The organism is Novosphingobium sp. (assembly GCF_027489515.1).
In the GTDB taxonomy this organism is placed as follows: domain Bacteria; phylum Pseudomonadota; class Alphaproteobacteria; order Sphingomonadales; family Sphingomonadaceae; genus Novosphingobium.
Map to the genome: position 1 here is coordinate 1 of NZ_JAIXZS010000018.1, position 23998 is coordinate 23998.

Genomic DNA, 23998 nt, shown 5'->3' on the forward strand with positions numbered 1-23998 from the left:
TAGAGCGTCCTGCGGAAAATCTGAATCGTGGGATTCCCATTGTTTGTGATTTGTGATTCACCCTCATTGGAGGTGGATCATGGGCAAAGCACATTCGGCTGATCTTCGGGTTCGGGTTTACGATGCCATTGCCGATGGCGGCACGCGGCGCGGTGCTGCGCGCCGATTTGGCGTGAGCGCGGCGACGGCGGTTCGTCTGGCGAAACTTCAAGCGCAGACGGGATCGCTGGCACCCGCCCGGCAGGGCCGACCTGCCGGGAGCGGCAAGCTGTCAGCGTATCGCGATGTCTTGATCGCGTGGGTTGAGGCTGATGGTGACGTGACCTTGCCCGAGCTTGCGGAGCGGCTTGCCACCGAACATGGCATTGCTGCGCACCCGACATCGCTGTCGAGGTTGCTGCGATGCGCTGGCTTTACCGTTAAAAAAAACGCTGCTGGCCAGCGAAACCGATCGCGCTGACATCGTTCGCGCGCGGCATGTCTGGCACACGCATCGCCAGCCGTGGATGACGAAGCGCCCGGAACGCCTGGTGTTCATCGATGAGACCGGGACGACCACCAAGATGACCCGCCTGCGCGGACGGGCTCGGCGGGGTCAGCGGCTCAAGATGAAGGCGCCCTTCGGCCATTGGGGCACGCAGACATTCATCGCAGCCTTGCGCCACGACGGGCTGACTGCACCTTGGGTGATAGACCGCCCGATGAACCGGAAAATCTTCGAAGCCTATGTCGAAACCCAGCTCGCCCCGACTTTGAAGAAAGGCGACATGGTCATCCTCGACAATCTCTCCAGCCACAAAAGCGAGAAAGCTGCGGCGATCCTGAAGGCGCGCGGGGCGTGGTTCCTGTACCTGCCGCCCTACAGCCCGGACCTCAATCCCATCGAAATGGCCTTCGCCAAGCTGAAAGCGCACCTGCGAAAGGCAAAAGCCCGCACAGTCGATGCCCTGTGGAAGGCCGTCGGATCAATCTGCGAACTCTACCATCCAGACGAATGCTGGAACTACCTCAAGGCAGCAGGATACGTTGCAGATTAAACGCACGACGCTCTAAAGGCTGCGGCCGGCCCGCCCCGCCAGCTCGTTGACATACTGCCAGGCAACGCGGCCCGAGCGGCTGCCGCGCTGCTTGGACCATGCGAGGGCGTCGTCTTCGGCAAAGCTCAGGCCGTAGTGCGCGGTGTAGCCCGCAATGATTGCAAGATAATCGTCCTGCGAGCAGGCATGGAAGCCGAGCGAGAGGCCGAATCGGTCGGCCAGCGCGAGGCGGTCGTCAACGACATCACGCGGGTTGATGGGGTCGTCCTGCTCGGCCATGTGGCGCTCGACGATGGCGCGGCGGTTGGAGGTGACTGCGAGGCGGACATTGGCGGGGCGGGCCTCGACACCGCCTTCAAGCCACGAGCGCAGACGGCGGGCCGAACCGGCATCGCCCGCATCGAAGCCGAGATCATCGAGCAGGATCAGGAAGCGGCGGTCGGCGTTGCGCAGCTGCGCGAGCAGTGTGGCAAGGCTTTCGTCCGGCGCGGCTTGAATCAGCGCAATGCGGCCCGGATGCGCGTCCTGCGCATTGCGGACAGCGGCGCGGACCAGCGCGGACTTGCCCATCCCGCGCGAGCCCCACAGCAGCATGTCGTGCGCTGCTGCGCCGGAGGTAAGGCGAAGGACGTTCTCAGCGACAGCTGTCTTCTGGGCATCGACACCCTTGATCAGCGCCAGCGGCGGGGCTTCGAGCGGATCGACGGCGCGCGCGGCTGTGCCCGTCCACACATAGGCGGGATGCCTGAGCCAATCCGTTGCCCCCGGGGCGGGCGGGGACAGGCGCTCGAGCGCGGACGCGATTCGTTCGAGCCCGGATAGTTCGAGTCGGGACTCGTTCTCGCTCATCCCGTCAGCGCCTCGCTTTCAAGCTCGTAGTAGAGCGCGGCGCCGGCCATGGCGGCCGCGCCAAGCCCGCGCGCCTCGGGCACGATCGTGCGGTTGAACACCTTGGTGACGGCGGTCTTTTCGATGCCGCCGGTCGCGCGGGCCTGGCGGGCGAGCTGCCACCCGGCAACGGCCACGGCGCACATGGTGAGGAACGGCACGCTGCCGGCGAGCTTGTCGTCGAGCGTGGCATCGCCGCTCGCCATCCATGTGCCGATGGCAGCGGCATCCTTCGCGAGCGAGGCGACTTCGGGGACGTCCTGCATTTCGGCCGAGATATCGGCCATCAGCGCCTGCAGCACGCCGCCGGCTTCCATGCCAAGCTTGCGAGTAACGAGGTCCGCGGCCTGAATGCCGTTGGTGCCTTCATAGATCGGGGCGATGCGCGCATCGCGGTAGTGCTGCGCGGCGCCGGTTTCCTCGACAAAGCCCATGCCGCCGTGGATCTGGATGCCAAGGCTGGCGACTTCGCAGCCGACATCGGTGCCCCAGGCCTTAAGCAGCGGCACGAGGAGTTCGGCACGCTGCTGTGCTGCGCGGTCGCCAAGGAGGCCGCGATCGACCTGTCCGGCGGTGTAGTAGAGCAGCGCGCGCGAGCCTTCGGTCAGCGCCCGCATGCGCAAGATCATGCGGCGCACATCGGGGTGCTCGATGATCGCGACCGGGTTCTTGTCGGGCGAACCGGCGCGGGCGGACTGGACACGGTCCCGCGCGTACATGCGGGCCTGCTGCAGCGCGCGTTCGGCGATCTGGACGCCCTGGCTGCCGACATTGATGCGCGCCGAGTTCATCATCGTGAACATGGCCTTGAGGCCTTCGTTCTCATGGCCGACGAGTTCGCCGATGCATTCGGCGTTGTCGCCATAGGACATGACGCAAGTGGGCGAGACATTGATGCCGAGCTTGTGCTCGATGGAGACGGCGCGCAGATCGTTGCGCGCGCCGAGCGAGCCATCGGCGTTCACGTGGTACTTCGGCACGATGAACAGCGAGATGCCGCGCGATCCCGCAGGCGCAGCGGGGGTGCGGGCAAGGACGAGGTGGATGACGTTCTCGGCGAGTTCGTGCTCGCCCCAGGTGATGTAGATCTTGGTGCCGGCGATGCGGTACTTGCCGGCGTGCGGGCCTTCCTCGATCCGCACGGCGGTGCTGCGCAGCGCGCCGACGTCGGAGCCGGCCTGGGGTTCGGTGAGGTTCATCGTGCCCGACCAGGCGCCCGAGATCAGCTTGGGCAGGTACATCGCCTTCTGCACCTCGCTGCCGTGGTGATCGAGTGCCTCGATCGCGCCGACCGTGAGCATCGGGAGCAGCGTGAAGCCCATGTTGGCCGCGCCGAGCGTTTCGAGCACGCACGTGGCGAGCGTGAAGGGCAGGCCTTGTCCGCCGAATTCGGCCGGGCCGGCAATCGAGCCCCAGCCCTGCTCGACGAAAGCCTCGTAGGCTTCAGCATAGCCGGCAGGGGAGGAGACCGCGCCATCCTTGCAATGTGCGCCTTCGGTGTCGCCGATTCGGTTGAGCGGGGCCCATTCGCCAGCGGCAAAGGCACCGATGCCTTCGGCAATCGCCTCGACCACATCGGGAGTGGCCGCGCCGTAGCGTTCATGCGCGGCGAGTTCGTCGATTCCCGCGCAGACGCGCATGGCCAGGACCTGATCTTCGGTGGGGGCGATAAAGCTCATGCGCTCTTTTCCTTGGCAGCCTCTGCGCAGGGCTATAGCGGCAAGGCATGAACACGCAAACGCCTCCAAAAGTGCTGCCCGCCGTGCCCGGCGGCATTGCCGAGGCCGCGCGCGTGCTGGTGGCGGGCGGGACGGTCGCGGTGCCGACCGAGACGGTCTACGGCCTCGCGGCGAGGGCGGACCGACCCGAGGCGGTTGCCGCAATCTACCGGGCCAAGGGCCGTCCGGACTTCAACCCGCTGATCGTTCATGTGCCGCATCTGGCGGCAGCGGCCACGCTCGCGGTTTTCGATGACCGCGCGCGCGCGCTGGCAGCGGCATTCTGGCCCGGGCCGCTGACCCTGGTGCTGCCGCGCCGCGAGGGTGCGCCGCTTGCTGCAGCGGTGAGTGCGGGCCTGCCGACGGTGGCGCTGCGCGTGCCGGCGCATCCGGTGATGCGGGCCGTGCTCGAGGCGGCGGGTCTGCCGCTGGCGGCACCTTCGGCCAACCGCAGCGGCGGGGTGAGCCCGACCAGCGCGGCGCATGTGGCGGCCTCACTCGGCGCGCGGGCGGATCTGATCCTCGATGGCGGGACCACTGAGCGCGGGCTGGAATCGACCATCGTGGCGGTACGGCCCGGCGGCGGCTGGCAAGTTCTGAGGCCAGGGCCCGTGACCGAGGCGGCGATTGCAGACGTGCTGGGTGAAGCGCCGAGCGAGGAAGAGCGCGGGATCGAAGCGCCGGGCCAGCTCGCCAGCCACTATGCGCCGGGCAAGCCGGTGCGGCTGGCGGCTGAACGTGCGGAGGATGGCGAGTTCCTGATCGGGTTCGGGGCCGTGGCGGGCAGCATCTCGCTTTCGCAGTCTGGCGATCTCGTCGAAGCGGCGGCGCGGCTTTATGCCTGCTTGCACGAGGCGGCCGCAGCGCCCGAGCCGCGCATCGCGGTGGCGCCGATCCCGGAGGAGGGCATCGGCGCTGCGATCAATGACCGGTTGCGCCGCGCTTCCGTCTAGCGTTCCGCGCGCAGCTGCTCGATTTCACCGCTGAGCTGGTTGGCTTCGGAGCAGGCCGCGGTTTCGCCGCGGTTGCAGGCCTCAAGCGCGCGGTTGTACTTCTTCTCGAGCTTCCGGATCTTCCCGTCGCGCTTGCGCATGGCGCGGCCGCGGTTGCGGTCGGCTTCCGACTGGCTGGTCGTCGCCAGGTCGACGGCCTTGGCCCCCACGCGCACCGGCGCGGTGACGATGCTGGCAGCGGTGCTGGCAAGACAGCCCGAGAGCGTCAGCGCGGCGAGCGGGGCAAGAAACAGCAGGGAACGGGGCAAGGATCGGGGCCTTTCGCTCAAGGACCGGCCCTGCCTATCCGAAGTTGCCTTGCAGCGCCATGACGCGCGCTGCCTGCCCGATCAGGGTTCGCAGGTCAGCGTACCTGAACCCATCGCATTGACCTTGCACTGTGCGCGGCCCTTCACCTTGACCGAGCCAGAGCCCATGATGTCGGCCTTGACCTGCCCGTCGGACGCGAAACGCGCGTCACCGGAACCCGCGATCTCGACTTTGGCTTCCTCCGCGGAAAGGCCGGCGAGATCGGCCGAGCCAGAGCCCGCCAGCGAGATCCGCAGCGACTTCGCCTTGCCACCCGCCTTGAGATCGCCCGATCCGATCACTTCGACCTTGAGTTCCTGCGCTTCGACCAGCGGCACTTCGATATCGCCGGAGCCGGCAATGCTCACGCTCGCGGCATCACCGCGCAGGGTATCGGCGCGCATCGTGCCCGAACCGGCCATGACCAACCGCCGTGCTGCCGGGACGGTCACGTTGATCGTAGCGAGATCGTCCGAACCGCCGATCTTCCAGCCTTCGCGCCCGATCGCGAGCTTGCCGTCGGTGAGCACGAAGCGAAGCCGGTCCTTGGCGTCTTCCTTGCCATCGACCGTGATGGCGAGCTTGTCACCCTCGATTACGTGGACCGTATCGGGGCCGAGCAGGGTGATTTCCTCCGGTGCCTTGGCCGAGAGATCGAGTTCTGCAAGCCGCACGCCTTTCATGCCGCCCATTTCCATGGTCGCGCCGTCGCAGGCGCTGAGCGAAAGGGCGATGGCGGCAACCGCAATCCCGCCGAGTGTGCGGGCGATATCCTTGATCATGGCGCTCTCCTTGAGCCTGGTGTGTTACCCCTATAACGCACCCAAGCGCCTTGCGCCAAGTCACTCGCCGATCCCGGTCGTGCGTTCGCCGGAGCAGGAGGCATGAAAAAAGGGCCGCCGGATCACGCCGGCAGCCCCTTTTTCAAACCCTTTCGCCTTTCCCCAAAGGCGAGCAGGTGCATCCGGCCTCAGACCGTTTCGTAGTACTTCGGTGCGTGCTCGTTGAGGATCGCGAGGATCTTCTTGAGCGCGGCGGGCTCGTCCGTCTTTTCCATTGCGGCGAGTTCGCGCGCGAGGCGCGAGGACGCGGCTTCGAAAATCTGGCGCTCGGAGTAGCTCTGCTCCGGCTGGTCGTCGGCGCGGAACAGGTCGCGCGTGACTTCCGCGATCGAAACGAGATCGCCAGAGTTGATCTTGGCTTCGTATTCCTGCGCACGGCGCGACCACATCGTGCGCTTGACCTTGGGCTTGCCCTTAAGGGTATCAAGCGCCTCGCGCAGCGTCTTGTCCGAGGACAGCTTACGCATGCCGATTGCTTCAACCTTGTTCACGGGCACGCGCAGGGTCATGCGTTCCTTTTCGAAGCGCAGCACATAGAGCTGCAGCTTCATGCCTGCGATTTCCTCGTTCTGAAGTTCCACTACACGGCCAACACCGTGCTTGGGATAGACGACGTAATCCCCAACATCGAAGGCAAGTGCCTTGGTTGCCATTGCTTATCCTTTCGGCGCAGCAGAGACAAAAACAACACGGGGCGACGATGCGCCCCCGAAAAGCATTCCGGGCCCTTTGGGGTTAGGTCCGGCAAACGACCGTCTTTCGCGGTCTGAGAGCACTGCGATCCGTTTGCCGTTCGTCCTGCCTTAGCGTGTTGTTGGCGATCGGCGAGTTCGTCCCGGCCGTCGCTTACGCATACATATAGCAGGCCTGTAACAAAATTACCAGAGGCAAGGGCGGAAATGCCGCTCCAATATGCCGTGTTTCCGGGCGCGATGGCTTCCGCGCCCGGTATCGAGCGCTCAGTCGCCCTCGCCAGGTTCAGCCGAGAAGTACTTTTCGAACTTGCCGTCCTCACCCTTGTGGTCGTCGGCGTCGGCCGGCGCGTCCTTCTTGGTGGTGATGTTGGGCCACTCGGCGGAATACTTGGCATTGAGCTCAAGCCACTGTTCGAGGCCGTTTTCCGTATCGGGCAGGATCGCCTCGGCCGGGCACTCGGGCTCGCACACGCCGCAGTCGATGCATTCGCTGGGGTTGATCACCAGCATGTTCTCACCCTCGTAGAAGCAGTCCACCGGGCAAACCTCGACGCAATCCATGAACTTGCAGCGAATGCAGGCTTCGGTAACGACATAGGTCATGGCAGTGGCAATCCCTCAGCTTAAGGATGAGCAGGTTTGATTTCCTGACCTGCTAGAGGCGTGGAGCCCGCCGCGTCAAGCACCTCATAGCAACCCCTGGCTTCTTCGACAGGGCCGCGCCGCCGGGGCAGCTCTCCGACCGCGATCACCTTCACACCGCTGCGCAGCGGCAGGACCAGCACATCACCGCAGCGCACCGCGGTGCTGACGCGCTCGATGCGGCGGCCGTTGAGGCGGATGTGGCCTTCCGCGACCCAGTCCTGAGCAAGGCTGCGGGATCCGGTAAAACGTAGGAACCACAAGAGCTTGTCGATGCGCAGGGAGCCTTCGTCCGCCATCAGCGGATAAGCTCGGCCAGAGCGGAAAAGGCGCCGGTGGGCGAGGGTAAAGGCGTGGCGGCGGTGCGGGCAGGAGCGGCGCGCGGGGGACGCCAATCCCACATCGGCGGCGCCGGCGGGCCATGCACGGCATCGGCGAGTAGGCGCGCCATGTGGACGCGGAAGCCCGCGGCCCGGAGCAGCGCGGCATAGCCAGCGGTGGCAAGCCCCATCGAGCGCGCGAGCGCGGGATCGAGCGGATAGCGTTTGCCCGCGGCGCCGATGCGGCGGCGGTGCGCGGCCTGGAGCAATTTCTCGGCCATATCGACGCGGATCGCCTGTCCGGCCGCGCGGCGGTAGCCGGCCGGCGCAGCCTTGGTGGTCACCACAGGGGGCATGTTGCGCGCAGGCGCCGCTGGGGCCTCGCCGCGCAGCGCGGCCAAGCGGCACCACAGCGCGAGCGGACCGGGCTTGAGCACTGCCGGGAGGAACAGGTCGAGCGCGCCGGTGCGCACGCCGAGGCGGCGCAGCGCGTCGCGCTGGCGGGTGTCGAGCCGTTCGAGCGCGGCGTTCTCACGCGGCAGTACGCCGCCCCCCGCCACGAGCAGCAGCAGCAGAGCACGTAGATCGGGGCCGGATTCAGTCGCCCGCGCGGCCTGTGCGAGCCGCAGCAGCGGACCTAGATCGGCGGTGATGCGGCGGGCGAGCCAGCCCTCCAGCGCGGCAATCAGCTGGGGGCGCAGCCGTGCCGGGAGCAGACCCAGCGCGGCATCGAGCCGCAGGCGCGGCTCCAGCACCGATTTGCCCGGCTCCAGCCGTGCGACGACAATGCCGTTCCACGCCAGCGCGCCCTTTTCGAACGCGAGACCGCCAGGCGTGTCGGCCGCAGCGATCAGCGCTTCGGCGCGGGCGACCAGCAGACCGGGCAGATGGCGTTCGGCTGCGGCAAGAAGCAGCTTGCGGTCCGCCGCGCGGGCCAGCGGATCGACCACGAAACGGAAGCCTTCGAGGTGGCCGATGGGTTCATCATCGACCAGTACCGCGCCCGCATCGCTGATCCGCACCGGCAGTAGCGAGGCATCGCCGCCGGCCTTGCGCATGAGCACGGTGGTGCGCCGATTGACGAAGCGTTCGGTGAGGCGCGCGTGGAGCGCATCGGACAGCCGCGTTTCGACGGCGCGGGCGCGCGCGGCCATTTCTTCGCGCGCCAGCACCCAGTCCGGGCGCTGGGTGATATAGGCCCACGACCGCACCGCGGCGATGCGGCCCTGCAGCGTGTCGATATCGCCGGAGGGATTGTCCTGCTGCGCGATGGCCTGCGCGACATAGTCCGCACCCAGATAGCCGTGGCGCAAATCCTGCCACAGGCGGGCAACGAAGCGCGAATGCGTCTCGGCACCCTGCTGGCGGAAATCGGGGAGCGAGCAGACTTGCCAGAAACGCTGCACCGAACGGCGACCACGCACTGTGCCCGCAACATCGGGCTCATCGGCAAGGCGTTTGAGCACGGCTAGATCGATGGCTGGCGGCGCTGCGGCAAGTTCGGGACGTGGGGGCGGGCTTTCGAGATCATCGATCAGCGTGCCGATCGAATCGAAGCGGGGCTCGGCCTCGCGCCAGAACAGGCGGGTGAGCGGCGGGAAACGGTGCTCCTCGATCGCGTAGACTTCTTCGTCGGCGAACTCCGGATCGTGCCCGCCCATCCCGGCGAGCGTGCCGAAGGTGCCGTCCTTGTGGTGGCGCCCGGCGCGCCCGGCGATCTGGGCCATTTCTGCCGTGGTGAGCCGGCGCTGGCGATGGCCGTCGTACTTCGAGAGGCCGGCAAAGGCGACATGGCTGACGTCGAGGTTGAGACCCATGCCGATGGCGTCGGTCGCGACGAGGTAATCGACCTCGCCAGCCTGGTACATCGCGACTTGGGCATTGCGCGTCTGTGGGCTCAAGGCGCCCATCACGACTGCCGCACCGCCACGGAATCGGCGCAGCATCTCGGCCATGGCGTAGACCTGCTCCGCGGAGAAGGCGACGATTGCGCTGCGGGGCGGGATGCGGCTGAGTTTCTTCGCGCCGACATGGCTCAGGGTGGAAAAGCGCGGGCGGCTGACAACGTCGACACCCGGCACCAGTGCCTTGACCATGGGTTCGAGCGTGGCTGAGCCGAGCAGCATGGTCTCCTCGCGGCCGCGTGCGTGGAGCAGGCGGTCGGTAAAGACGTGCCCGCGCTCTGGGTCAGCGGCGAGCTGCGCTTCATCGAGCGCGACGAAGGCCAGATCGGGCCTGCTGGGCATGGCCTCGACCGTGCAGAGGTGCCAGCGCGCGTTCGGCGGCTCGATCCGCTCCTCGCCGGTGATTAGCGCGACGTTGGCTTCGCCCTTGATCTTGCAGACGCGGTCATAGACCTCGCGCGCCAGCAGACGCAGGGGGAAGCCGATCGCGCCCGAGGAATGGGCGCAGAGGCGTTCGATGGCGAGGTGGGTCTTGCCTGTGTTGGTCGGGCCGAGCACGGCCTTGACCGTCCGATCCTGTCGGTCACCGCGCGCACGAGCAGGCAGGTGGCTGGCCATGACCGTGAATGTGGCAAGGCCGCCTGCGCGGTGCAAGCGGCCTTTGGGGTTTTATCCCCCTCCCGTCGTCAGGAGGGGGCATGTCGTCAAACCAGGCTGTCAGCCGTCGTAGTCGGCGCCGAGCGAGGTGTTGCGCACGGGCGCCGCTGCGGTGATGCGCAGGGCTTCGGCCGACTGCGAGAGCGAGCCGATCTCGTCAACCTGGTCATCGTCATCCGGCAGCACGCGCTGGAGCGACTGGATCAGGTTTTCCTTGAGCACGGTCGGGCGCACGGTGGCATCTGCAATCTCGCGCAGGGCAACGACCGGGTTCTTGTCGCGATCACGATCAACGGTGAGTTCCGCACCGCCCGAGATGGCGCGCGCGCGCTCGGCAGCGAGCAGCACGAGATCGAAGCGGTTGGGGATCTTGTCGACGCAATCTTCGACGGTAACGCGCGCCATGCGGGGCACTCCGTAAAAACAGGAATGGATGGAAGAGCGGCGAGCTAGGGCGCGCTCGCCAGAAAGTCAAGAAAATGCGGGTTCAGCGAATCATTCGTCGCCGAAGTCATAGGCCATGTGATCGGGCGCGAGGTCGCTGAAGCGGGTGATCCGCGCTTCGAACTTCAGGCGGACCTTCCCGGTCGAGCCGTGGCGCTGCTTGGCGACGATGAGCTCGGCGAGGCCGAACACGCGCTCCATTTCGGCCTGCCAGGCGGCGTGGGCTTCCTGCACCTTGGCGTCGTCGGTACCCTGCGGGACCTTGGGTTCGCGCGAGGCGACATAGTAATCCTCGCGGAACACGAACCAGACCATGTCGGCGTCCTGCTCGATCGAGCCGGATTCGCGCAGGTCGGAGAGCATCGGGCGCTTGTCGTCACGCTGTTCGACCGCGCGGCTTAGCTGCGAGAGCGCGATGACGGGGACGCCGAGTTCCTTGGCCAATGTCTTGAGGCCGCGGCTGATTTCCGAGATTTCGTTGACGCGGTTGTCGTTGGCGCGGCCCGAACCCTGCAGCAGCTGCAGGTAGTCGACCACGATGAGGCCGATATCGTGGCGGCGCTTCAAGCGGCGCGCGCGGGTGCGCAGGGCGCCGATGGTAAGGGCTGGCGTATCGTCGATGTAGAGCGGCAGTTCGGCGAGGCGCTGGCTGGCGAAGGAGAGCTGCTGGAAGTCCTCGCGGCTGATGCGGCCCATGCGCAGTGCCTCGGAACTGATGCCCGATTGCTCGGCAAGGATACGCGTGGCGAGCTGGTCCGCGCTCATTTCGAGGCTGAAGAAGGCGACACTCGCGCCGACGCGCTTGTTGAGGGGGGTCCCGCTCTGCTCCTCCTCCATCCACCGTGCGGCACAGTTGTAGGCGATGTTGGTGACGAGCGAGGTCTTGCCCATGCCGGGACGACCGGCGAGGATGATGAGGTCGCTATCGTGCAGGCCGCCGATCTTCTCGTTGACCGAGGTGAGGCCAGTGGTCTTGCCCGAGATATGGCCGCCGGAAAGCAGCGCCTTCTCGATCATTTCGAGCGAGGCGCGCGTGGCGACGCCGAAGCTCTGCGCCTCGTTGCCGGTCTGCGCGCCTTCCGCCACGGCGTAGAGCGCGGCTTCGGCGTGCTCTATCTGCTTGAGCGGCGCGACCGTCTCGCTCGTGTCCATCGCGCCCGAGACGAGATTGCGCCCGACGGTGATGAGTTCGCGCAGGAGGGCAAGATCATAGATCTGCTCGGCGAGTTCCTTCGGCGCCAGCAGGCCCTGTCCGTCTGCCGTCAGCCGCGCGAGATAGGCGGTGCCGCCAAGCTCCTTGAGGCCTTCGTCCGCCTCGAAATAGGGCTTTAGGGTGACCGGGGTGACCACCGCCTTGCGGTCGATCAGCGCGAGAATGCGTTCGAATACCCGGCCATGAACCGGGGCGAAGAAGTGCTCCGGACGCAGCGGGGTGGGCAATTCTTCCAGAATCCGGTTGTCGATCAGCACCGCGCCGAGGAACGCGGCCTCTGCCTCCACGTTGGCGGGAAGCGAGGCGACAGGAGCACCGGACGGATCGGGCTCGCGCAGGGGGATCGGCTGGACGTTAGACATGCGAGCCTTGTGAAGGAGCGGGGGGCTGGCGGCAAGCGGCGCGGATGCCACACCGCCTGTGGATAGCGGGGAGGGAAAGGAAAAGAGCGCGGATTCCTTGCGCAAATGGCTTGCCCGCGCGGAAACCGTCTGCAAGACACTGGCCGCCATGGCCGACCCGCGCATCTCGCATATCGAGCTCGACGAAGCGACGATCGTGTGGCGCAATGCCGATATCGAGCAGGAACGCCGCATCGCGATCTTCGACCTGATCGAGGAGAACACCTTCCGGCCAGTGCGCGCGGCCACAGCGGGTTACGAGGGTCCTTACCGCCTGCGGCTTTCAGTGGATGACGGGCGGCTGGCGCTGGCGATCTCGGCGGAGGACGGCAGCCCGCTCGAGACGATCGTGCTGGGGCTTGGCCGTTTCCGCCGCCCCATCCGCGATTACTTCGCGATCTGCGATTCGTATTACCAGGCGATCCGCCGCGCGACGGCGCAGGAGATCGAGACCATCGACATGGCCCGGCGCGGCGTCCACAACGAGGCGGCCGAGATGCTGCTCGAGCGGCTGGAGGGCAAGATCGAGACCGATTTTGCCACCGCGCGGCGCCTCTTCACCCTGATCTGCGTTCTGCATATCAGGGGATGATGGGCCCCCCGAAACCAGGCGACTCAGCGTGAACACCCCCGGAAAAGCGGCGCGGCGGCGCGTGTGGATCCTGCTCGCCGTGGTGGTGCTGGCAGGCCTCGTGGCGGCTGTCTGGTGGGAATCGCACCGCTGGGAGCCGGATCGTGCCCGCTTTCCGGTGCAGGGCCTTTGGCTCGATGCGCATGACGGTGCTGCGGACTGGCCGCTGATCAAGGCGCACGGGGCCGATTTCGTCTACCTCACCGCGAGTGAAGGCCCGGGCCGGCGCGACGAAACCTTTACCGCAGGGCTCGATTCGGCGCGCAAGGCGGGGCTTCAGGTGGGCGCGGTCCATGTCTATGACCTGTGTGCGCCTGCCGATGCGCAGGCGGGCAGCTTCGTGACCGTGGTCCCGCGCGATGATGCGCTGCTCCCGCCCGCCGTGGCGCTCGATCTCGATTCGCGTTCCTGCCCGCAGCCGCCCGGAGAGGCGGCGATGCAGAGCGAACTGACGACCTTCCTCAACCAGATCGAGAAGCACACTGAACGTCCGGCGATCCTGATGATCTCGCGCACGTTCGAGGCGCACTATCATCTGGCGGCACGGGTTGACCGCAATCTCTGGGTGACGGGTGATTTCCTGGAACCCACCTATGCCGGGCGGCCCTGGGTGATGTGGACCGCGACGTCGCGGCTGCGGACGGCGGGCGTCGCGGGCCCGGTGCGCTGGGTGGCGGTGCACCGATGAGCGCGCCGCCGGACGATCTTGTCGCAGCGGCGACCGACGCGGCGCGCGGCGCCTATGCGCCCTATTCCGGCTTCCATGTTGGCGCGGCGCTGCTGTTTGATGATGGCGCGGTGGTACCAGCCGCCAATGTCGAAAACGCAAGCTTCGGGCTTTCGCTCTGCGCCGAGGCCAATGCCGTCGCACGGGCAATGACCGAAGGGCGGCGCGGCGGGCTGGTGGCGGTGGCGATCGTGGGCGGCCGGCCGGACGCAGCGGGCGCAGTGGTGACGGGCGGCGAGCCGGTCATGCCCTGCGGACGCTGCCGGCAGATGCTGCACGAGCTGGCGGCGCTGGGCGGCACCGATCCGGAGATCATCGGGGTTTCCGAAAGCGGCCTTACCCGCATGTCGCTCTCGGCCCTCTTGCCCCATGCCTTCGGACCGGCCAATCTGGCCTGAACGCCTTTCTTCCCTTCCCAGCATACCGGAGCGCCGCATTGGCCATTCTTTCCGACAAGTGGATCCGCACGCAGGCCATGGAACACGGCATGATCGAGCCGTTCGTGGAGAGCCAGCGCCGCGAGGGCTGCATTTCCTATGGCCTCTCCTCCTATGGCTATGACGCGCGCGTGGCGGATGAGTTCAAGATCTTCACCAACATCGATTCGTCGGTAGTCGACCCGAAGGACTTCGATTCGAATTCGTTCGTCGACCGCAAGACCGATGTCTGCGTGATCCCGCCCAATTCCTTCGCGCTGGCGCGGACGGTGGAATACTTCCGCGTGCCGCGCGACGTGCTGGTGATCTGCCTCGGCAAATCGACCTACGCGCGCTGCGGGATCATCGTGAACGTGACGCCGCTGGAGCCGGGCTGGGAAGGCCATGTGACGCTGGAGTTTTCCAACACCACCCCGCTGCCGGCGAAGATCTACGCCAACGAAGGCGCGTGCCAGTTCCTGTTCCTGCAGGGCAATGAACCCTGCGAGGTGAGCTATGCCGACCGCGCGGGCAAATACATGGGGCAGCGCGGGGTGACGCTGCCGAAGCTTTGAAATCACAAGAACAACGGGAGAGAGAAATGGCAATGAGCAAGGCCGAACGGCCCTTCGATATCATCGTCTACGGCGCGACCGGATACACCGGGCGCCTCGTGGCCGAGTATCTCGCGCATCATTATGGCAAGGACGGTCCGCGCTGGGCGATGGCCGGGCGCAGTGCAGAGAAGCTGGCGGAAGTGCGCGATCTGATCGGCGCGCCGGCAGATACGCCGCTGGTCGTCGCGGATTCGTCCGATCCCGCCAGCCTTGCAGCGATGGCCGAGCAGACCCGCGTGGTGGTAACGACGGTCGGCCCGTACCAGCTCTATGGCGAGCCGGTGCTGCGCGCCTGCGTCGCGGCGGGGACGGACTACGCCGACCTGTGCGGCGAGCCGGTGTGGATGCGCCAGATGGTCGATGCGCTGCACGAGCAGGCGAAGGAAACAGGTGCGCGCGTCGCGTTTTCGTCGGGCTTCGATTCGATCCCCTTCGATCTCGGCGTGTTCATGCTGCAGCAGGAAGCCAAGGCGCGCTTCGGCGCACCGGTGCCGCGCGTGAAGTGCCGCGTGCGGGCGATGGTTGGCGGCTTCTCGGGCGGAACCGCCGCCAGCCTTGGGGCAACGCTGAAGGCACTTGGCGCAAATCCCTCGCTGATCCCGATCATGACGAGCCCGTTCGGCCTGACGCCGGGCTTCGAGGGGCCGGAACAACCGGCGGGCGACAAGCCGTTCCTCGACGAGGCGACCGGCAGCTGGGCCGCGCCGTTCATCATGGCGGTGATCAACACCAAGAACGTCCACCGCACCAACATGCTGCGCGGGCACCCCTATGGCGCGGATTTCGTCTATGACGAGATGGTGCTGACCGGGCCGGGTGAGCAGGGCCAGGCGATTGCCGAACACATGGCGAAGACGCCGATGATCGGCGGGCCGAACGATCCCAAGCCGGGCGAGGGCCCCACTGCGGAGGAACGGCTCAACGGCCATTACGACGTGCTGTTCATTGGTGAGATGCCCGATGGCCGCGAGATCCGCTATGGCGTCAAGGGCCGCTATGATCCGGGCTATGGCTCGACCAGCCGCATGCTGGCGGAGACGGGCATCGCGCTGCTTTCGTGCGAGGCGGAAGGCGCGATTGCCACGCCGGGGGCCTTGCTGGGCGAAGCGCTGGTCGAGCGCCTGCGCGCCCATGCCGAGATCAGCTTCGCGGCCGAATAAGGCCTAACGGATCGCCTGCCGCGCCAGAGGGGGGTGCGCGGCAGGCGATCCGAGCCGCTCAGGCTGCCTCGGCGTAGGCCTCGGCTTCGGCGGCGATCAGGATATCGGCAAGCATCCAATAGGCCTCGCCCCAGGCGGCGAGCACTTCGTCGGTGGCGACGTCAGCTCCGACAACATCGCGGATAGCCGGCAGCAGCGCTTCGGCGACGTAAGGATAATGCTCAGCCTTGACGCCGGTTTCGACGTGGCGGCGGACCATCTTCGTGACGGCCGAGCCAAGCTTTTCGAGATGATCGATGTTTTTCGCGTAGGCGAGGATCGCGTTGGCCAGCCGACGCGGCTGCTCGCCGCTTTCCTGCGCGGCGGCGTCGAACATGTCCTTCACGTCCGGGTTCACGAAGAGGCGCTTGTACATCGCGGTGGTGATCGCCAGCCCGTGCTTCTCGATGACCGGTGCAGTGGCCTTGACGATGGTGCGGGCGTGTTCGGAAGCAGTGCGCATGGGGTCTCTCCAATCCAGTATTACAAATACCGGTATTTAATCTGCTTGATTTAGGCAAGCGAAAAATGGATTCATGACGGCGCCATGCAGCTTACCCAGCACACCGACTTCGGCCTGCGATTGCTGATCGTGCTTGCCCGCGCGGGCGGCCCGCTGAGCCTGCCTGCGTTTTCCGCGCAGCAGGGGCTCAGCTACCACCATGTCGCCAAAGTGGCGCAGGCGCTGGTGGCAGCGGGATTTGCCGTTTCGCATCGCGGCCGCAGCGGCGGGATCGCGCTGGCACGGCCGGCTGATCAGATCATGGTCGGTGAAGTGGTGCGCACGCTGGAAAAGGGCATGCGCCTCACGGATTGTGCAACCTGCGCGCTGCGCAGCGATTGTGCGCTGAGCGGCGTCCTGGCCGAAGCGCTGGAGGCCTTTCTCGGCGTCCTCGATCGCTACACGCTGGCAGATGTTGCGCGCGAGGGCGTCGCGGCCTTTGCGCCCTGGGCCGCGCTGCCGGCGGCGCCGTCCTGCGCGGTCAGCGAGGCTTCCTGAGCGCCGCCACGCAGGCGGCCCGATCGACATCGCGGCCATCACCACGCCGCGCATCGACGTAAGTCGCGGTGGGGCGTCCGCCGCCCTCGGGCGGATAGAGATAGGCGTCGAGCACGCAGGGGCTGCCGCTCCATTGCAGCTTGCGCGCATCACCTTCGCGCACATCGAGACGGGGCGCGCCGAACTGGCGGGTCAGCGCATCGGCGTCGGCGCCGATCACGCCTTCGAGCCCGGGCAGGACCTGCACGTGCGCGCGCGGGCGCTGCGTCTGGATCGCGGCAGGCGGTGCGGGGCGGATCAGTTTGGGCGGCGGCGGCGGTGCGGGAAGCGGGCGAACCGCATCGGTGCTGCCTCCGCAGGCGGCAAGCGCGAGCAGCGCGGGAAGGGCAAGCAGGTGGCGCAGGTACATCACGACAGTGAATCGCCGCTCGGCCCCGCGCTGTCAACGCAGAGAGCGCTTCGGGCCGCTCGGCGCAGCGCATCGTTGCACCGCGTCGCCCCGCCCGCTAGGTCGCCCGCGACTGACCACGCGTGGAGATTATCCGGATGAGCCTTGCCCCCGCCCGTTTCGATGTGATCGCCATCGGCAACGCCATCGTCGATGTCATGGCGCCAGCGGCGGAGGACGACATCGCGCGGCTCGGTCTTGCCAAGGGCGGCATGACGCTGATCGATACCGCCCGCGCCCGGGAGCTCTACGCAGCGATGGGGCCGGCGCGGGAAATCTCGGGCGGCTCGGCAGCCAATACTCTGGCTGGCCTCGCCGCGCTGGGCGCGACGTGCGCGTTCATCGGCCAGGTTGCCGATGATCAGCTTGGCGAAGTCTTCGCGCACGATATCCGCGCCGGCGGGATTGCCTTCGATACCCCGGCGCGCGGCGATGATCCGGCGACGGCGCGCTGCCTGATCTTCGTGACGCCCGACGGGCAGCGCACGATGAACACGTACCTCGGCGCCTCGCAATTCCTGCCGCCCTCCGCGCTCGATGAAGAAACGATCGCGGCAGCATCGGTGCTCTATCTGGAAGGCTACCTGTGGGATCCGGAAGAGCCGCGTCAGGCGATGCGCCGTGCCATCGGTGCCGCGCGCGGTGCGGGGCGGCAGGTTGCCTTCACGCTTTCGGACGGCTTCGTCATCGCCCGCCATGGCGATGATTTCCGTGCGCTGATCGCAGCGGGCGAAATCAACATCCTGTTCGCCAACGAGCACGAGCTTGCCGCGCTGACCGGCGAGGCGGACTTCCACGCCGGCATCGCCGCGCTTGCCCCCAAGGTCCCTGTGTTGGTCGTGACACGCAGCGAGAACGGTGCGCATGCCGTCGCGCATGGCGTTCATGTTTCGGTGCCGGCCGAGCCGGTCGAACGGGTGATCGATACGACCGGCGCCGGCGATCTTTTCGCAGCCGGATTCCTGTTCGGCCATGTGCGCGGCCGCAGTCTGGAGGACTGCTTGCGGCTGGGCGCGATCTGCGCCGCCGAGGTCATCTCGCACTACGGCGCCCGTCCCGAAGCGGACCTTGCTGCGCTCGTGGTCGAGCGGTTGGGCTGAGCCCTCAGGCGGCGCGGCGGACCTCGACGAAGGCGGTCCGTTCGGCGCGGAAGGGGAGCGGGCGCAGCACCAGTCCGGCCTGCGCGATGCGCGCGGCAAGCTCGGCCTGCTCCGCCGGGTCCTGGCGCGCCTGCCCGAACCGGGCAAGATCGAGGATCGTGCGGTCGAAGCGGGCCATCACGGCGGTGATCGCGTCGTAGGTCTCGTCCGGCCATGCCGCCGCGACATTGGTGAACAGCAGCGTCGCGCCCGCCGGATCGAAAGCATCAGGCAGCCCTTCCGGGAACCGCGCAAAGGCAATCGCGTAGCGCGCGTAAGGGGCGAGTTCGCACCGCAAGGCCTCGGCGGCCGCATGACGTCGCGGCGCGCCTTCGAATCCCAGCACTTCGCTTCCCTGCAGCGCCAGCGCCGCGCTGAGCTGGCCGATGCCGATGCCCGCGTGCACGATCCGTGCTTCGCCTGCGAGCAGGACGAGCAGTTCGCGATCGTAGCGGCTCAGGATGCGGCCGGTTTCGAGCTTGTGCTGGTAGAATTCCGACAGGCCGCTTTCGACAGGTCCCATCGCCGCCAGCCGCCGCGCCAGGAAGGCCGCGACAGCAGCCTCGTAAGCGTCGACTGCGGCCTTATCCACCGGCCAGGATCTCCGCGCGCACTTCGCTTGCGGTCAGCAGCGCATGGTCTAGCCCCGCCTGCGCCGCGCCGTTGTGCAGGGCTTCAAGCATCTGCCTCACCTGCGGCTGCTCGTGCGGGAACACCATCTCGCTGTGGCTGCCGTGGCTGGGGCTCATCGAATGGGCGTAGGTGCCGAGATAGAGCGTATCGCCCAGCTGCACGGCATTGCCGGCCAGCTCGGTTGCCCAGCCGGCCGGATCGTCCTTGCGCATGCTGACGGGCCGGCTGGTATAGTCCAGCGTGTGGGCCTCGCGCCCTTCGCCGCAGGCCCAGAGGAACAGGCGCTCGGCCGCGCGCGCAGGGCCTGCCTGCCACGCCGGGACCGCATCGGCCTCCGGCAGCGCATAGGCTTTGTCGCCCGCTGCAGGCCGGACCAGCACCGGCTGGTCCTGCTCGGGCAGGCAGAACACGTCGTGCGGTTCGCCAAGGAAGGTGAAATCGCCCACGCAGCCGCTGCGGTGCAAGATCCCCAGCTCGTCCTGCACCGTGCAAACGCGCGGATCGGAGCCGGCAAGCGCCCAGTTGCCGTGAATATGGAGCCACTCCGCGAAGGGCAGCCCGCTTTCGGCGCGGATCGCTTCGAGCGAGAGCTGCACCAGCAGTTCGTAACGAGCCGAATCCGCGGCATCCCCGCACGACAGCAGATGTTCGGCCCAGCGCGTTTCCGGCGCATAGCGCGTGTTGCGGGTCACGCGTTCGTGATGGATGTGGAGCTGGAGCTCATGCCCGGCTGCCACCAGCGCGCTGATCGCGGGGCGCGTGATCGCCAGTTCTTCGGGGCCAAGCGGCAGGAAGCCGAGGCTGTCACCCGCGGCAAAGCGCCCGCCAGCCTGCGGTGCATCAATCGGCTTCAGATGCGGGCGGTAGAACAAGGTTAGCCGCTGCGCGTGGGGCAAGCCCGCCGTCCCTTCGGCAAACCGGCTGACGAGCGCGGCATTCTCCGGCCCAACGCTACGCGGCTGGCTGCGCCAGGGTTCGAAGTGGTCACAGTGGAAAGTGGCGAGCCGCCGCGCGCCGCTGGCGCGAAACACATCGGCGGCGCTGGGCGCGCGGTGCCGGCGGGCCTGCGCCAGCGCGGCGTTCAGCAGATGGACTTCGCCGGCAAGGCCGATGTCACGGCGCCAGAATCCGTCGGCATAGCCGATTTCGTAGATCGCCCGGTAGGCGCGCGCGCGTGCCCTTCGCAAAGTGGGCTCACAGGCCGTAACGTTGAGCACGCGGCCACCGGCTGCGACGAGCCTGCCCTCGCCGTCGCGCGCAGTGCCGGCATGGAACACACGCACGCCATGCGCCTCGGCAGCGGCGATATGGGGGATCTCTCCGCCGCGCACGGGATCGGCGGGATAGCCCTTGGCTGCAACCACTACGGTCATCGCATAGCCATCGGCGAAACGCGGCGGCGCGACGTCCGCCAGCCTTCCGCGTGCGCAGGCACCGAGAATATCGACCAGATCGCTTTCAAGCCGTGCCATCAGGACCTGGCACTCGGGATCGCCGAAACGGCAATTGTATTCGATCAGCTTGGGCCCATCGGCGGTCAGCATCAGCCCGGCAAACAGCACACCGCTGTAGGGCATGCCCTCGTCCGCCATGGCCTTTACCGTCGGCGCGATGATCCGTTCCAGTGCGGCGGATTCCAGCGCGGGGGTGAGCACAGGCGTCGGGCTATAGGCACCCATGCCGCCGGTGTTGGGGCCGGTGTTGCCATCGCCGACGCGCTTGTGATCCTGCGCCGAGCCGAACGGCATCAGCGTGGTGCCGTCGGTGAGGACAAAGAGGCTGACTTCCTCGCCCTCGAGGAACTCCTCGATCACCACTTCCGCGCCGGCGCCGCCGAATCCGCCGCCGAACATGTCGTCGACCGTCGCCGCAGCTTCCTCGGCCGTCTGCGCGATGACGACGCCCTTGCCGGCGGCAAGCCCATCGGCCTTGATCACCACGGGGAGCGCGAACCCGGCGAGCGCCGCATGCGCTTCGGCTGCGCTTCTCGCACGTACATAGCCGGCGGTCGGAATGTTGGCGCGGGCGCACAGGTCCTTGGTGAAGCCCTTGGACCCTTCGAGCTGCGCTGCGGCTTTGCTGGGCCCGAACACCGCGATGCCATCGGCGCGCAGTGAATCCGCGAGGCCATCGACCAGCGGCGCCTCCGGGCCGATCACCACCAGATCGACAGCCTGCGCCGCGCAGAACGCAGCGACGGCGGCATGATCGGCAAGGTTCAGTGCGACGCAGGCGCCGTGAGCTGCGTCGGTGCGGCGCGCGTTCAGTTCGTCCAGCACTGCGGCAATCCCCGGGTTCCCCGGCGAAGCCCACAGGGTGGTGCAACGCGGCGATTGCGCAAGCTTCCATGCCAGCGCATGTTCGCGCCCGCCCGAGCCGATGAGCAGGATGTTCATGCCAGAGATGCTGCCTTACCGTGAAGAAGATGCCGGGCTGTTAGCCGCACAGACTGCGGGCGACAACGCCCCCGCGCTTTCGATCAGCGAGATTTCGCAGCTTCTCAAGCGCACTGTGGAAGACCGCTTCGGCTTCGTGCGCGTGCGCGGCGAGCTTTCCGGGGTGAAGCGCGCGGCATCGGGGCACCTTTACCTCAGCCTCAAGGACGAGAATGCGCGGCTCGACGGTGTGATGTGGCGCGGCGGGGTGCAGCGGCTGGGCTTCGTGCCGGAAGACGGCATCGAAGTGATCGCGACCGGGAAGTTGACGACCTATCCGGGCCGGTCAAACTACCAGATCGTGATCGAGCGGATGGAGATCGCCGGCGAAGGCGCGCTGCTTGCCTTGCTTGCGAAGACCAAGGCCCGACTCGAAGCAGAAGGGCTGTTCGCGCGCGAACGCAAGCGGCCCCTGCCCTATCTGCCGCGCGTGATCGGCGTCGTGACGTCGCCCACCGGCGCGGTGATCCGCGATATCCTGCACCGGCTGCGCGACCGCTTCCCCACCCACGTCGTGGTCTGGCCGGTGCTGGTGCAGGGACAGGGCGCAGCGGCGCAGATCGCCGCTGCGGTGCGCGGCTTTTCCGCGCTTGAACCGGGCGGCCCGGTTCCGCGCCCGGATCTGGTGATCGTCGCGCGCGGTGGCGGCTCGATCGAGGACCTGTGGTGCTTCAATGACGAGGAGGTCGTGCGCGCCATCGCGGCGAGCACGATCCCGACAATCAGCGCAGTGGGGCACGAAACCGACACCACGTTGGCCGATTTCGCGGCCGACGTGCGCGCGCCTACCCCGACCGCGGCGGCCGAGATCGCCGTGCCCGTACGCGGCGAGCTGATCGCGGGGCTGGCCGACTTGCACGCGCGCAACAGCCGGGCGGTGGTGCGGCTCGTGGCGCTTTCGCGCGAACGGCTGGAGCAGCGCGCGCGGCGCTTGCCTGCACCGCAGGCTCTGCTCGAAGGCCAGGCGCAGCGGCTTGACGATCTGGGCGAGCGGTTGCGCCGCGCGCTGGTCCACCGCACGGGCCTTGCTGCGACCTTGCTCGCGCAGCGCTCCGCAGGGCTGCGACCTGCGGTGCTCGAGGCGCGGCTGCGGCAGGGGCGCGAGCGGCTTGCCGCGCAGCGGCTGCGGCCCGCGCTGGTGCTGCAGCAGATCGAAGCCGCACGGACCGGGCTCGCCGCGCTGGAGCGGGTGCGGCGTTCGCTCGATCCCAAGGCGCCGCTCTCGCGCGGCTACGTGCTGGTTACCGATGCCGGCGGGCAGTTGGTCCGTTCGCGCCCGGTGGCCGAGGCGGCGGGACTGCTCCATCTGGAGTTCGGCGACGGCGTGCTCGATGTGGTGCCCACCAGCGCGCCGCCTGCCCCCTCACGGCCCGCACCGAGGCCCCGTGGGACTGCGCCGGGCGATGCGCAGCCCAAGTTGCTCTAGGCGAAATTGCTTTGCGCGCGATGACGCACTAGATTGGCATCATGTTGATGAACTCCGCCAACCGCCTTGCGCGCCTGCACTACCTGCCCAGCCACTTCCGCCAGATCAGCGCTGGCGACCATGTCATCTGCGCGGTAAGCGGCGCCCGCATCGGGCTCGACATGTTGCGCTACTGGAGCGTGGACCGTCAGGAGGCCTACGCCAGCGCCGAAATCGCGACACGCCGCCTGCTCGGCCAAGATTGATCAGGCAGGGATGATCCGGCGGGACATGTCTCCCCTCGGCGCTGCCTTGCGCGGGGCCGCTTCGGCTGTTTCCGTGCTCTTCGCCTGCGGCGCGAGCCAGGGGCCGGCGCAACCGCCCGCCCCAACGGTTCAGCCCGCAGCGCCGGCTTCTTCTCCTGCCCCCTCCCCGGCCATGGAGCCGACCACGGCGAGCGTTGGCGGCGTGCAGTATCGCGGCCGTCTGACCCAGGGCGGCTGGATCCGGGGCAAAGTTCCGGCCGGTACACGCAGTGTCACGCTGGGCGGAACCCCGCTTTCGCTTGCGCCAGACGGCTCCTTCTTCGCCGCGTTCGATCGTGATGCACCGGCAAGTCTGTCGCTCGCGGTGACGGCGGCTGACGGTTTTTCGCTGTCTACCGCGCTCGCAGTCGCGCCGCGCAGCTGGCGCATCGAATCGGTCAACGTCGCCAAGCGGCCCGGCAAGCTGCCCGATGCCGAGTTCAAGGCCCGGCGCGCCGCCGAGCTTGCCCGAATCGGCGCGGCGCGCGCCCGCAGCAGCGGCGCCACGGGCTGGCTGCAGACGATGGCATGGCCGGCGGCGGGCCGCATTTCAGGCGAATTCGGCGCGCAGCGGATCTATCGCGGCGAACCCGGAGCCTATCACGCCGGGATCGATCTGGCGGCACCGCAGGGTGCGGAGATCCGCGCGCCCGCCGATGGCGTGGTGACGCTGGCCGCGCGCGATGCACCTTTCACGCTCGAGGGCCATCTGCTGATCCTTGATCACGGCATGGGCCTTACCTCGGCGTTCCTGCACTGCTCGGATCTGGTGGTGCAAGAGGGTGACACCGTCGTGCAGGGACAGCTGATCGCCCATGTCGGGATGACCGGCCGCGCGACTGGACCGCATTTGCACTGGGCCCTCACCTGGCAGGGGCGGCGCCTGGATCCGAGGCTGTTTGCCGCCCCGGCGCGCTGAAATTTGGCCTCTGCGCACGTTTCTTGCCCGAATATTCAAAGCGCGAGGCAAAAAGTTATTCC

Annotated in this window: 25 protein-coding genes and 1 pseudogene; 12 read left to right on the forward strand and 14 right to left on the reverse strand. The window is 67.5% G+C overall.

What is annotated here, in order from left to right:
• Positions 1-79 precede the first annotated feature (79 nt).
• A protein-coding gene (locus Q0082_RS02385) for an IS630 family transposase (protein ID WP_298189474.1) occupies positions 80-1037 on the forward strand; the annotation gives its coding sequence in 2 pieces (ribosomal slippage) (positions 80-405 and positions 404-1037; 960 coding nt in all).
• Positions 1038-1049: 12 nt separating this feature from the next.
• On the opposite strand, the gene Q0082_RS02390 is transcribed toward Q0082_RS02385, so the two are convergent.
• Both Q0082_RS02390 and Q0082_RS02395 read right to left on the reverse strand, forming a co-directional pair.
• Positions 1050-1886: an ATP-binding protein gene (locus Q0082_RS02390; protein WP_298189475.1), complete on the reverse strand. Its 837-nt coding sequence runs from the start codon at positions 1884-1886 to the stop codon at positions 1050-1052.
• On the reverse strand, positions 1883-3604 hold the full coding sequence (locus Q0082_RS02395; RefSeq protein WP_298189477.1) for an acyl-CoA dehydrogenase family protein: 1722 nt from the start codon (positions 3602-3604) through the stop codon (positions 1883-1885). Before Q0082_RS02395 ends, Q0082_RS02390 begins: the two co-directional genes overlap by 4 nt.
• A 47-nt stretch (positions 3605-3651) precedes the next feature.
• On the opposite strand from Q0082_RS02395, the gene Q0082_RS02400 reads away from it, so the two are divergent.
• The gene (locus Q0082_RS02400; protein ID WP_298189480.1) at positions 3652-4596 is read left to right on the forward strand and encodes an L-threonylcarbamoyladenylate synthase; all 945 of its coding nucleotides are present in this window, start codon (positions 3652-3654) and stop codon (positions 4594-4596) included.
• Here the strand turns inward: Q0082_RS02400 and Q0082_RS02405 are convergent.
• The 8 genes from Q0082_RS02405 to Q0082_RS02440 form a co-directional block, all read right to left on the reverse strand.
• Complete coding sequence (locus tag Q0082_RS02405) at positions 4593-4904, reverse strand: hypothetical protein (protein ID WP_298189482.1); 312 nt, start codon at positions 4902-4904, stop codon at positions 4593-4595. The genes Q0082_RS02400 and Q0082_RS02405 overlap by 4 nt on opposite strands.
• An 81-nt stretch (positions 4905-4985) precedes the next feature.
• The gene (locus Q0082_RS02410; RefSeq protein WP_298189484.1) at positions 4986-5726 is read right to left on the reverse strand and encodes a head GIN domain-containing protein; all 741 of its coding nucleotides are present in this window, start codon (positions 5724-5726) and stop codon (positions 4986-4988) included.
• A gap of 188 nt (positions 5727-5914) precedes the next feature.
• Entirely contained in the window at positions 5915-6439 is a 525-nt protein-coding gene (locus tag Q0082_RS02415) for a CarD family transcriptional regulator (protein WP_054122667.1), read from the reverse strand.
• Between the two features lie 306 nt (positions 6440-6745).
• The gene (gene fdxA / locus Q0082_RS02420; RefSeq protein ID WP_298189488.1) at positions 6746-7084 is read right to left on the reverse strand and encodes a ferredoxin FdxA; all 339 of its coding nucleotides are present in this window, start codon (positions 7082-7084) and stop codon (positions 6746-6748) included.
• 20 nt (positions 7085-7104) lie between these two features.
• A complete protein-coding gene (locus Q0082_RS02425; RefSeq protein WP_298189491.1) occupies positions 7105-7422 on the reverse strand; it encodes a S4 domain-containing protein in 318 nt (105 codons plus the stop codon).
• A complete protein-coding gene (locus tag Q0082_RS02430) occupies positions 7422-9965 on the reverse strand; it encodes a helicase-related protein (RefSeq protein ID WP_298189494.1) in 2544 nt (847 codons plus the stop codon). The genes Q0082_RS02425 and Q0082_RS02430 overlap by 1 nt, the downstream gene beginning before the upstream one ends.
• A 99-nt stretch (positions 9966-10064) precedes the next feature.
• Positions 10065-10409, reverse strand: a complete 345-nt coding sequence (gene rpoZ / locus Q0082_RS02435) for a DNA-directed RNA polymerase subunit omega (protein WP_298189497.1) — start codon at positions 10407-10409, stop codon at positions 10065-10067.
• 90 nt (positions 10410-10499) lie between these two features.
• Entirely contained in the window at positions 10500-12023 is a 1524-nt protein-coding gene (locus tag Q0082_RS02440; RefSeq protein ID WP_298189500.1) for a replicative DNA helicase, read from the reverse strand.
• Positions 12024-12171: 148 nt separating this feature from the next.
• Between Q0082_RS02440 and Q0082_RS02445 the strand changes: the two genes are divergently transcribed.
• The 5 genes from Q0082_RS02445 to Q0082_RS02465 are packed head-to-tail and all read left to right on the forward strand — an operon-like array spanning position 12172 to position 15613.
• Positions 12172-12654 carry a UPF0262 family protein gene (locus Q0082_RS02445; RefSeq protein WP_298189502.1) on the forward strand — a complete coding sequence of 161 codons (483 nt, stop codon included), beginning with the start codon at positions 12172-12174 and terminating at the stop codon, positions 12652-12654.
• 28 nt (positions 12655-12682) lie between these two features.
• Positions 12683-13381: a glycoside hydrolase family 25 protein gene (locus Q0082_RS02450; RefSeq protein WP_298189505.1), complete on the forward strand. Its 699-nt coding sequence runs from the start codon at positions 12683-12685 to the stop codon at positions 13379-13381.
• Complete coding sequence (locus Q0082_RS02455; RefSeq protein WP_298189507.1) at positions 13378-13818, forward strand: cytidine deaminase; 441 nt, start codon at positions 13378-13380, stop codon at positions 13816-13818. Before Q0082_RS02450 ends, Q0082_RS02455 begins: the two co-directional genes overlap by 4 nt.
• 38 nt (positions 13819-13856) lie before the next feature.
• Entirely contained in the window at positions 13857-14411 is a 555-nt protein-coding gene (dcd, locus tag Q0082_RS02460; RefSeq protein ID WP_298189510.1) for a dCTP deaminase, read from the forward strand.
• Between the two features lie 32 nt (positions 14412-14443).
• Entirely contained in the window at positions 14444-15613 is a 1170-nt protein-coding gene (locus Q0082_RS02465) for a saccharopine dehydrogenase NADP-binding domain-containing protein (protein ID WP_298189626.1), read from the forward strand.
• Between the two features lie 58 nt (positions 15614-15671).
• Here Q0082_RS02465 and Q0082_RS02470 read toward each other — a convergent pair whose 3' ends face one another.
• On the reverse strand, positions 15672-16115 hold the full coding sequence (locus Q0082_RS02470) for a globin domain-containing protein (protein WP_298189513.1): 444 nt from the start codon (positions 16113-16115) through the stop codon (positions 15672-15674).
• 84 nt (positions 16116-16199) lie between these two features.
• On the opposite strand from Q0082_RS02470, the gene Q0082_RS02475 reads away from it, so the two are divergent.
• Positions 16200-16652 (forward strand): Rrf2 family transcriptional regulator, encoded by a 453-nt coding sequence (locus Q0082_RS02475; protein ID WP_298189515.1) that lies wholly within the window; start codon positions 16200-16202, stop codon positions 16650-16652.
• Here Q0082_RS02475 and Q0082_RS02480 read toward each other — a convergent pair.
• A complete protein-coding gene (locus Q0082_RS02480; protein WP_298189518.1) occupies positions 16636-17061 on the reverse strand; it encodes a hypothetical protein in 426 nt (141 codons plus the stop codon). The two genes, Q0082_RS02475 and Q0082_RS02480, sit on opposite strands and share 17 nt — an antisense overlap.
• Positions 17062-17198: 137 nt before the next feature.
• Here Q0082_RS02480 and Q0082_RS02485 point away from each other — a divergent pair, with 137 nt between their 5' ends.
• On the forward strand, positions 17199-18200 hold the full coding sequence (locus tag Q0082_RS02485) for an adenosine kinase (RefSeq protein WP_298189520.1): 1002 nt from the start codon (positions 17199-17201) through the stop codon (positions 18198-18200).
• Positions 18201-18204: 4 nt separating this feature from the next.
• Here the strand turns inward: Q0082_RS02485 and Q0082_RS02490 are convergent, their stop codons facing one another.
• Positions 18205-18831 (reverse strand): hypothetical protein, encoded by a 627-nt coding sequence (locus tag Q0082_RS02490; protein WP_298189522.1) that lies wholly within the window; start codon positions 18829-18831, stop codon positions 18205-18207.
• Positions 18832-19978: 1147 nt separating this feature from the next.
• Positions 19979-21268, reverse strand: a pseudogene (gene purD, locus Q0082_RS02495) (phosphoribosylamine--glycine ligase); the annotation flags it as partial.
• On the opposite strand from purD, the gene xseA reads away from it, so the two are divergent.
• From xseA to Q0082_RS02510, 3 genes are all read left to right on the forward strand, one after another.
• Entirely contained in the window at positions 21252-22733 is a 1482-nt protein-coding gene (gene xseA / locus Q0082_RS02500; protein ID WP_298189525.1) for an exodeoxyribonuclease VII large subunit, read from the forward strand. The pseudogene purD and the gene xseA overlap by 17 nt on opposite strands.
• Before the next feature lie 41 nt (positions 22734-22774).
• Positions 22775-22978 (forward strand): DUF2093 domain-containing protein, encoded by a 204-nt coding sequence (locus tag Q0082_RS02505; protein WP_298189527.1) that lies wholly within the window; start codon positions 22775-22777, stop codon positions 22976-22978.
• Positions 22979-23150: 172 nt separating this feature from the next.
• On the forward strand, positions 23151-23936 hold the full coding sequence (locus tag Q0082_RS02510; RefSeq protein ID WP_298189529.1) for a M23 family metallopeptidase: 786 nt from the start codon (positions 23151-23153) through the stop codon (positions 23934-23936).
• Positions 23937-23998: the final 62 nt, after the last annotated feature.

Bases quoted from the DNA above. Each gene is read 5' to 3' on its own strand.
- Q0082_RS02390 (WP_298189475.1), bottom strand. From the start codon at position 1,886: ATGAGCGAGAACGAGTCCCGACTCGAACTATCCGGGCTCGAACGAATC.
- Q0082_RS02395 (WP_298189477.1), bottom strand. From the start codon at position 3,604: ATGAGCTTTATCGCCCCCACCGAAGATCAGGTCCTGGCCATGCGCGTC.
- Q0082_RS02400 (WP_298189480.1), top strand. From the start codon at position 3,652: ATGAACACGCAAACGCCTCCAAAAGTGCTGCCCGCCGTGCCCGGCGGC.
- Q0082_RS02410 (WP_298189484.1), bottom strand. From the start codon at position 5,726: ATGATCAAGGATATCGCCCGCACACTCGGCGGGATTGCGGTTGCCGCC.
- Q0082_RS02415 (WP_054122667.1), bottom strand. From the start codon at position 6,439: ATGGCAACCAAGGCACTTGCCTTCGATGTTGGGGATTACGTCGTCTAT.
- fdxA (WP_298189488.1), bottom strand. From the start codon at position 7,084: ATGACCTATGTCGTTACCGAAGCCTGCATTCGCTGCAAGTTCATGGAT.
- Q0082_RS02425 (WP_298189491.1), bottom strand. From the start codon at position 7,422: ATGGCGGACGAAGGCTCCCTGCGCATCGACAAGCTCTTGTGGTTCCTA.
- Q0082_RS02430 (WP_298189494.1), bottom strand. From the start codon at position 9,965: ATGGCCAGCCACCTGCCTGCTCGTGCGCGCGGTGACCGACAGGATCGG.
- rpoZ (WP_298189497.1), bottom strand. From the start codon at position 10,409: ATGGCGCGCGTTACCGTCGAAGATTGCGTCGACAAGATCCCCAACCGC.
- Q0082_RS02440 (WP_298189500.1), bottom strand. From the start codon at position 12,023: ATGTCTAACGTCCAGCCGATCCCCCTGCGCGAGCCCGATCCGTCCGGT.
- Q0082_RS02445 (WP_298189502.1), top strand. From the start codon at position 12,172: ATGGCCGACCCGCGCATCTCGCATATCGAGCTCGACGAAGCGACGATC.
- Q0082_RS02455 (WP_298189507.1), top strand. From the start codon at position 13,378: ATGAGCGCGCCGCCGGACGATCTTGTCGCAGCGGCGACCGACGCGGCG.
- Q0082_RS02465 (WP_298189626.1), top strand. From the start codon at position 14,444: ATGAGCAAGGCCGAACGGCCCTTCGATATCATCGTCTACGGCGCGACC.
- Q0082_RS02470 (WP_298189513.1), bottom strand. From the start codon at position 16,115: ATGCGCACTGCTTCCGAACACGCCCGCACCATCGTCAAGGCCACTGCA.
- Q0082_RS02475 (WP_298189515.1), top strand. From the start codon at position 16,200: ATGCAGCTTACCCAGCACACCGACTTCGGCCTGCGATTGCTGATCGTG.
- Q0082_RS02480 (WP_298189518.1), bottom strand. From the start codon at position 17,061: ATGTACCTGCGCCACCTGCTTGCCCTTCCCGCGCTGCTCGCGCTTGCC.
- Q0082_RS02485 (WP_298189520.1), top strand. From the start codon at position 17,199: ATGAGCCTTGCCCCCGCCCGTTTCGATGTGATCGCCATCGGCAACGCC.
- xseA (WP_298189525.1), top strand. From the start codon at position 21,252: ATGAGCAGGATGTTCATGCCAGAGATGCTGCCTTACCGTGAAGAAGAT.
- Q0082_RS02505 (WP_298189527.1), top strand. From the start codon at position 22,775: ATGTTGATGAACTCCGCCAACCGCCTTGCGCGCCTGCACTACCTGCCC.
- Q0082_RS02510 (WP_298189529.1), top strand. From the start codon at position 23,151: ATGGAGCCGACCACGGCGAGCGTTGGCGGCGTGCAGTATCGCGGCCGT.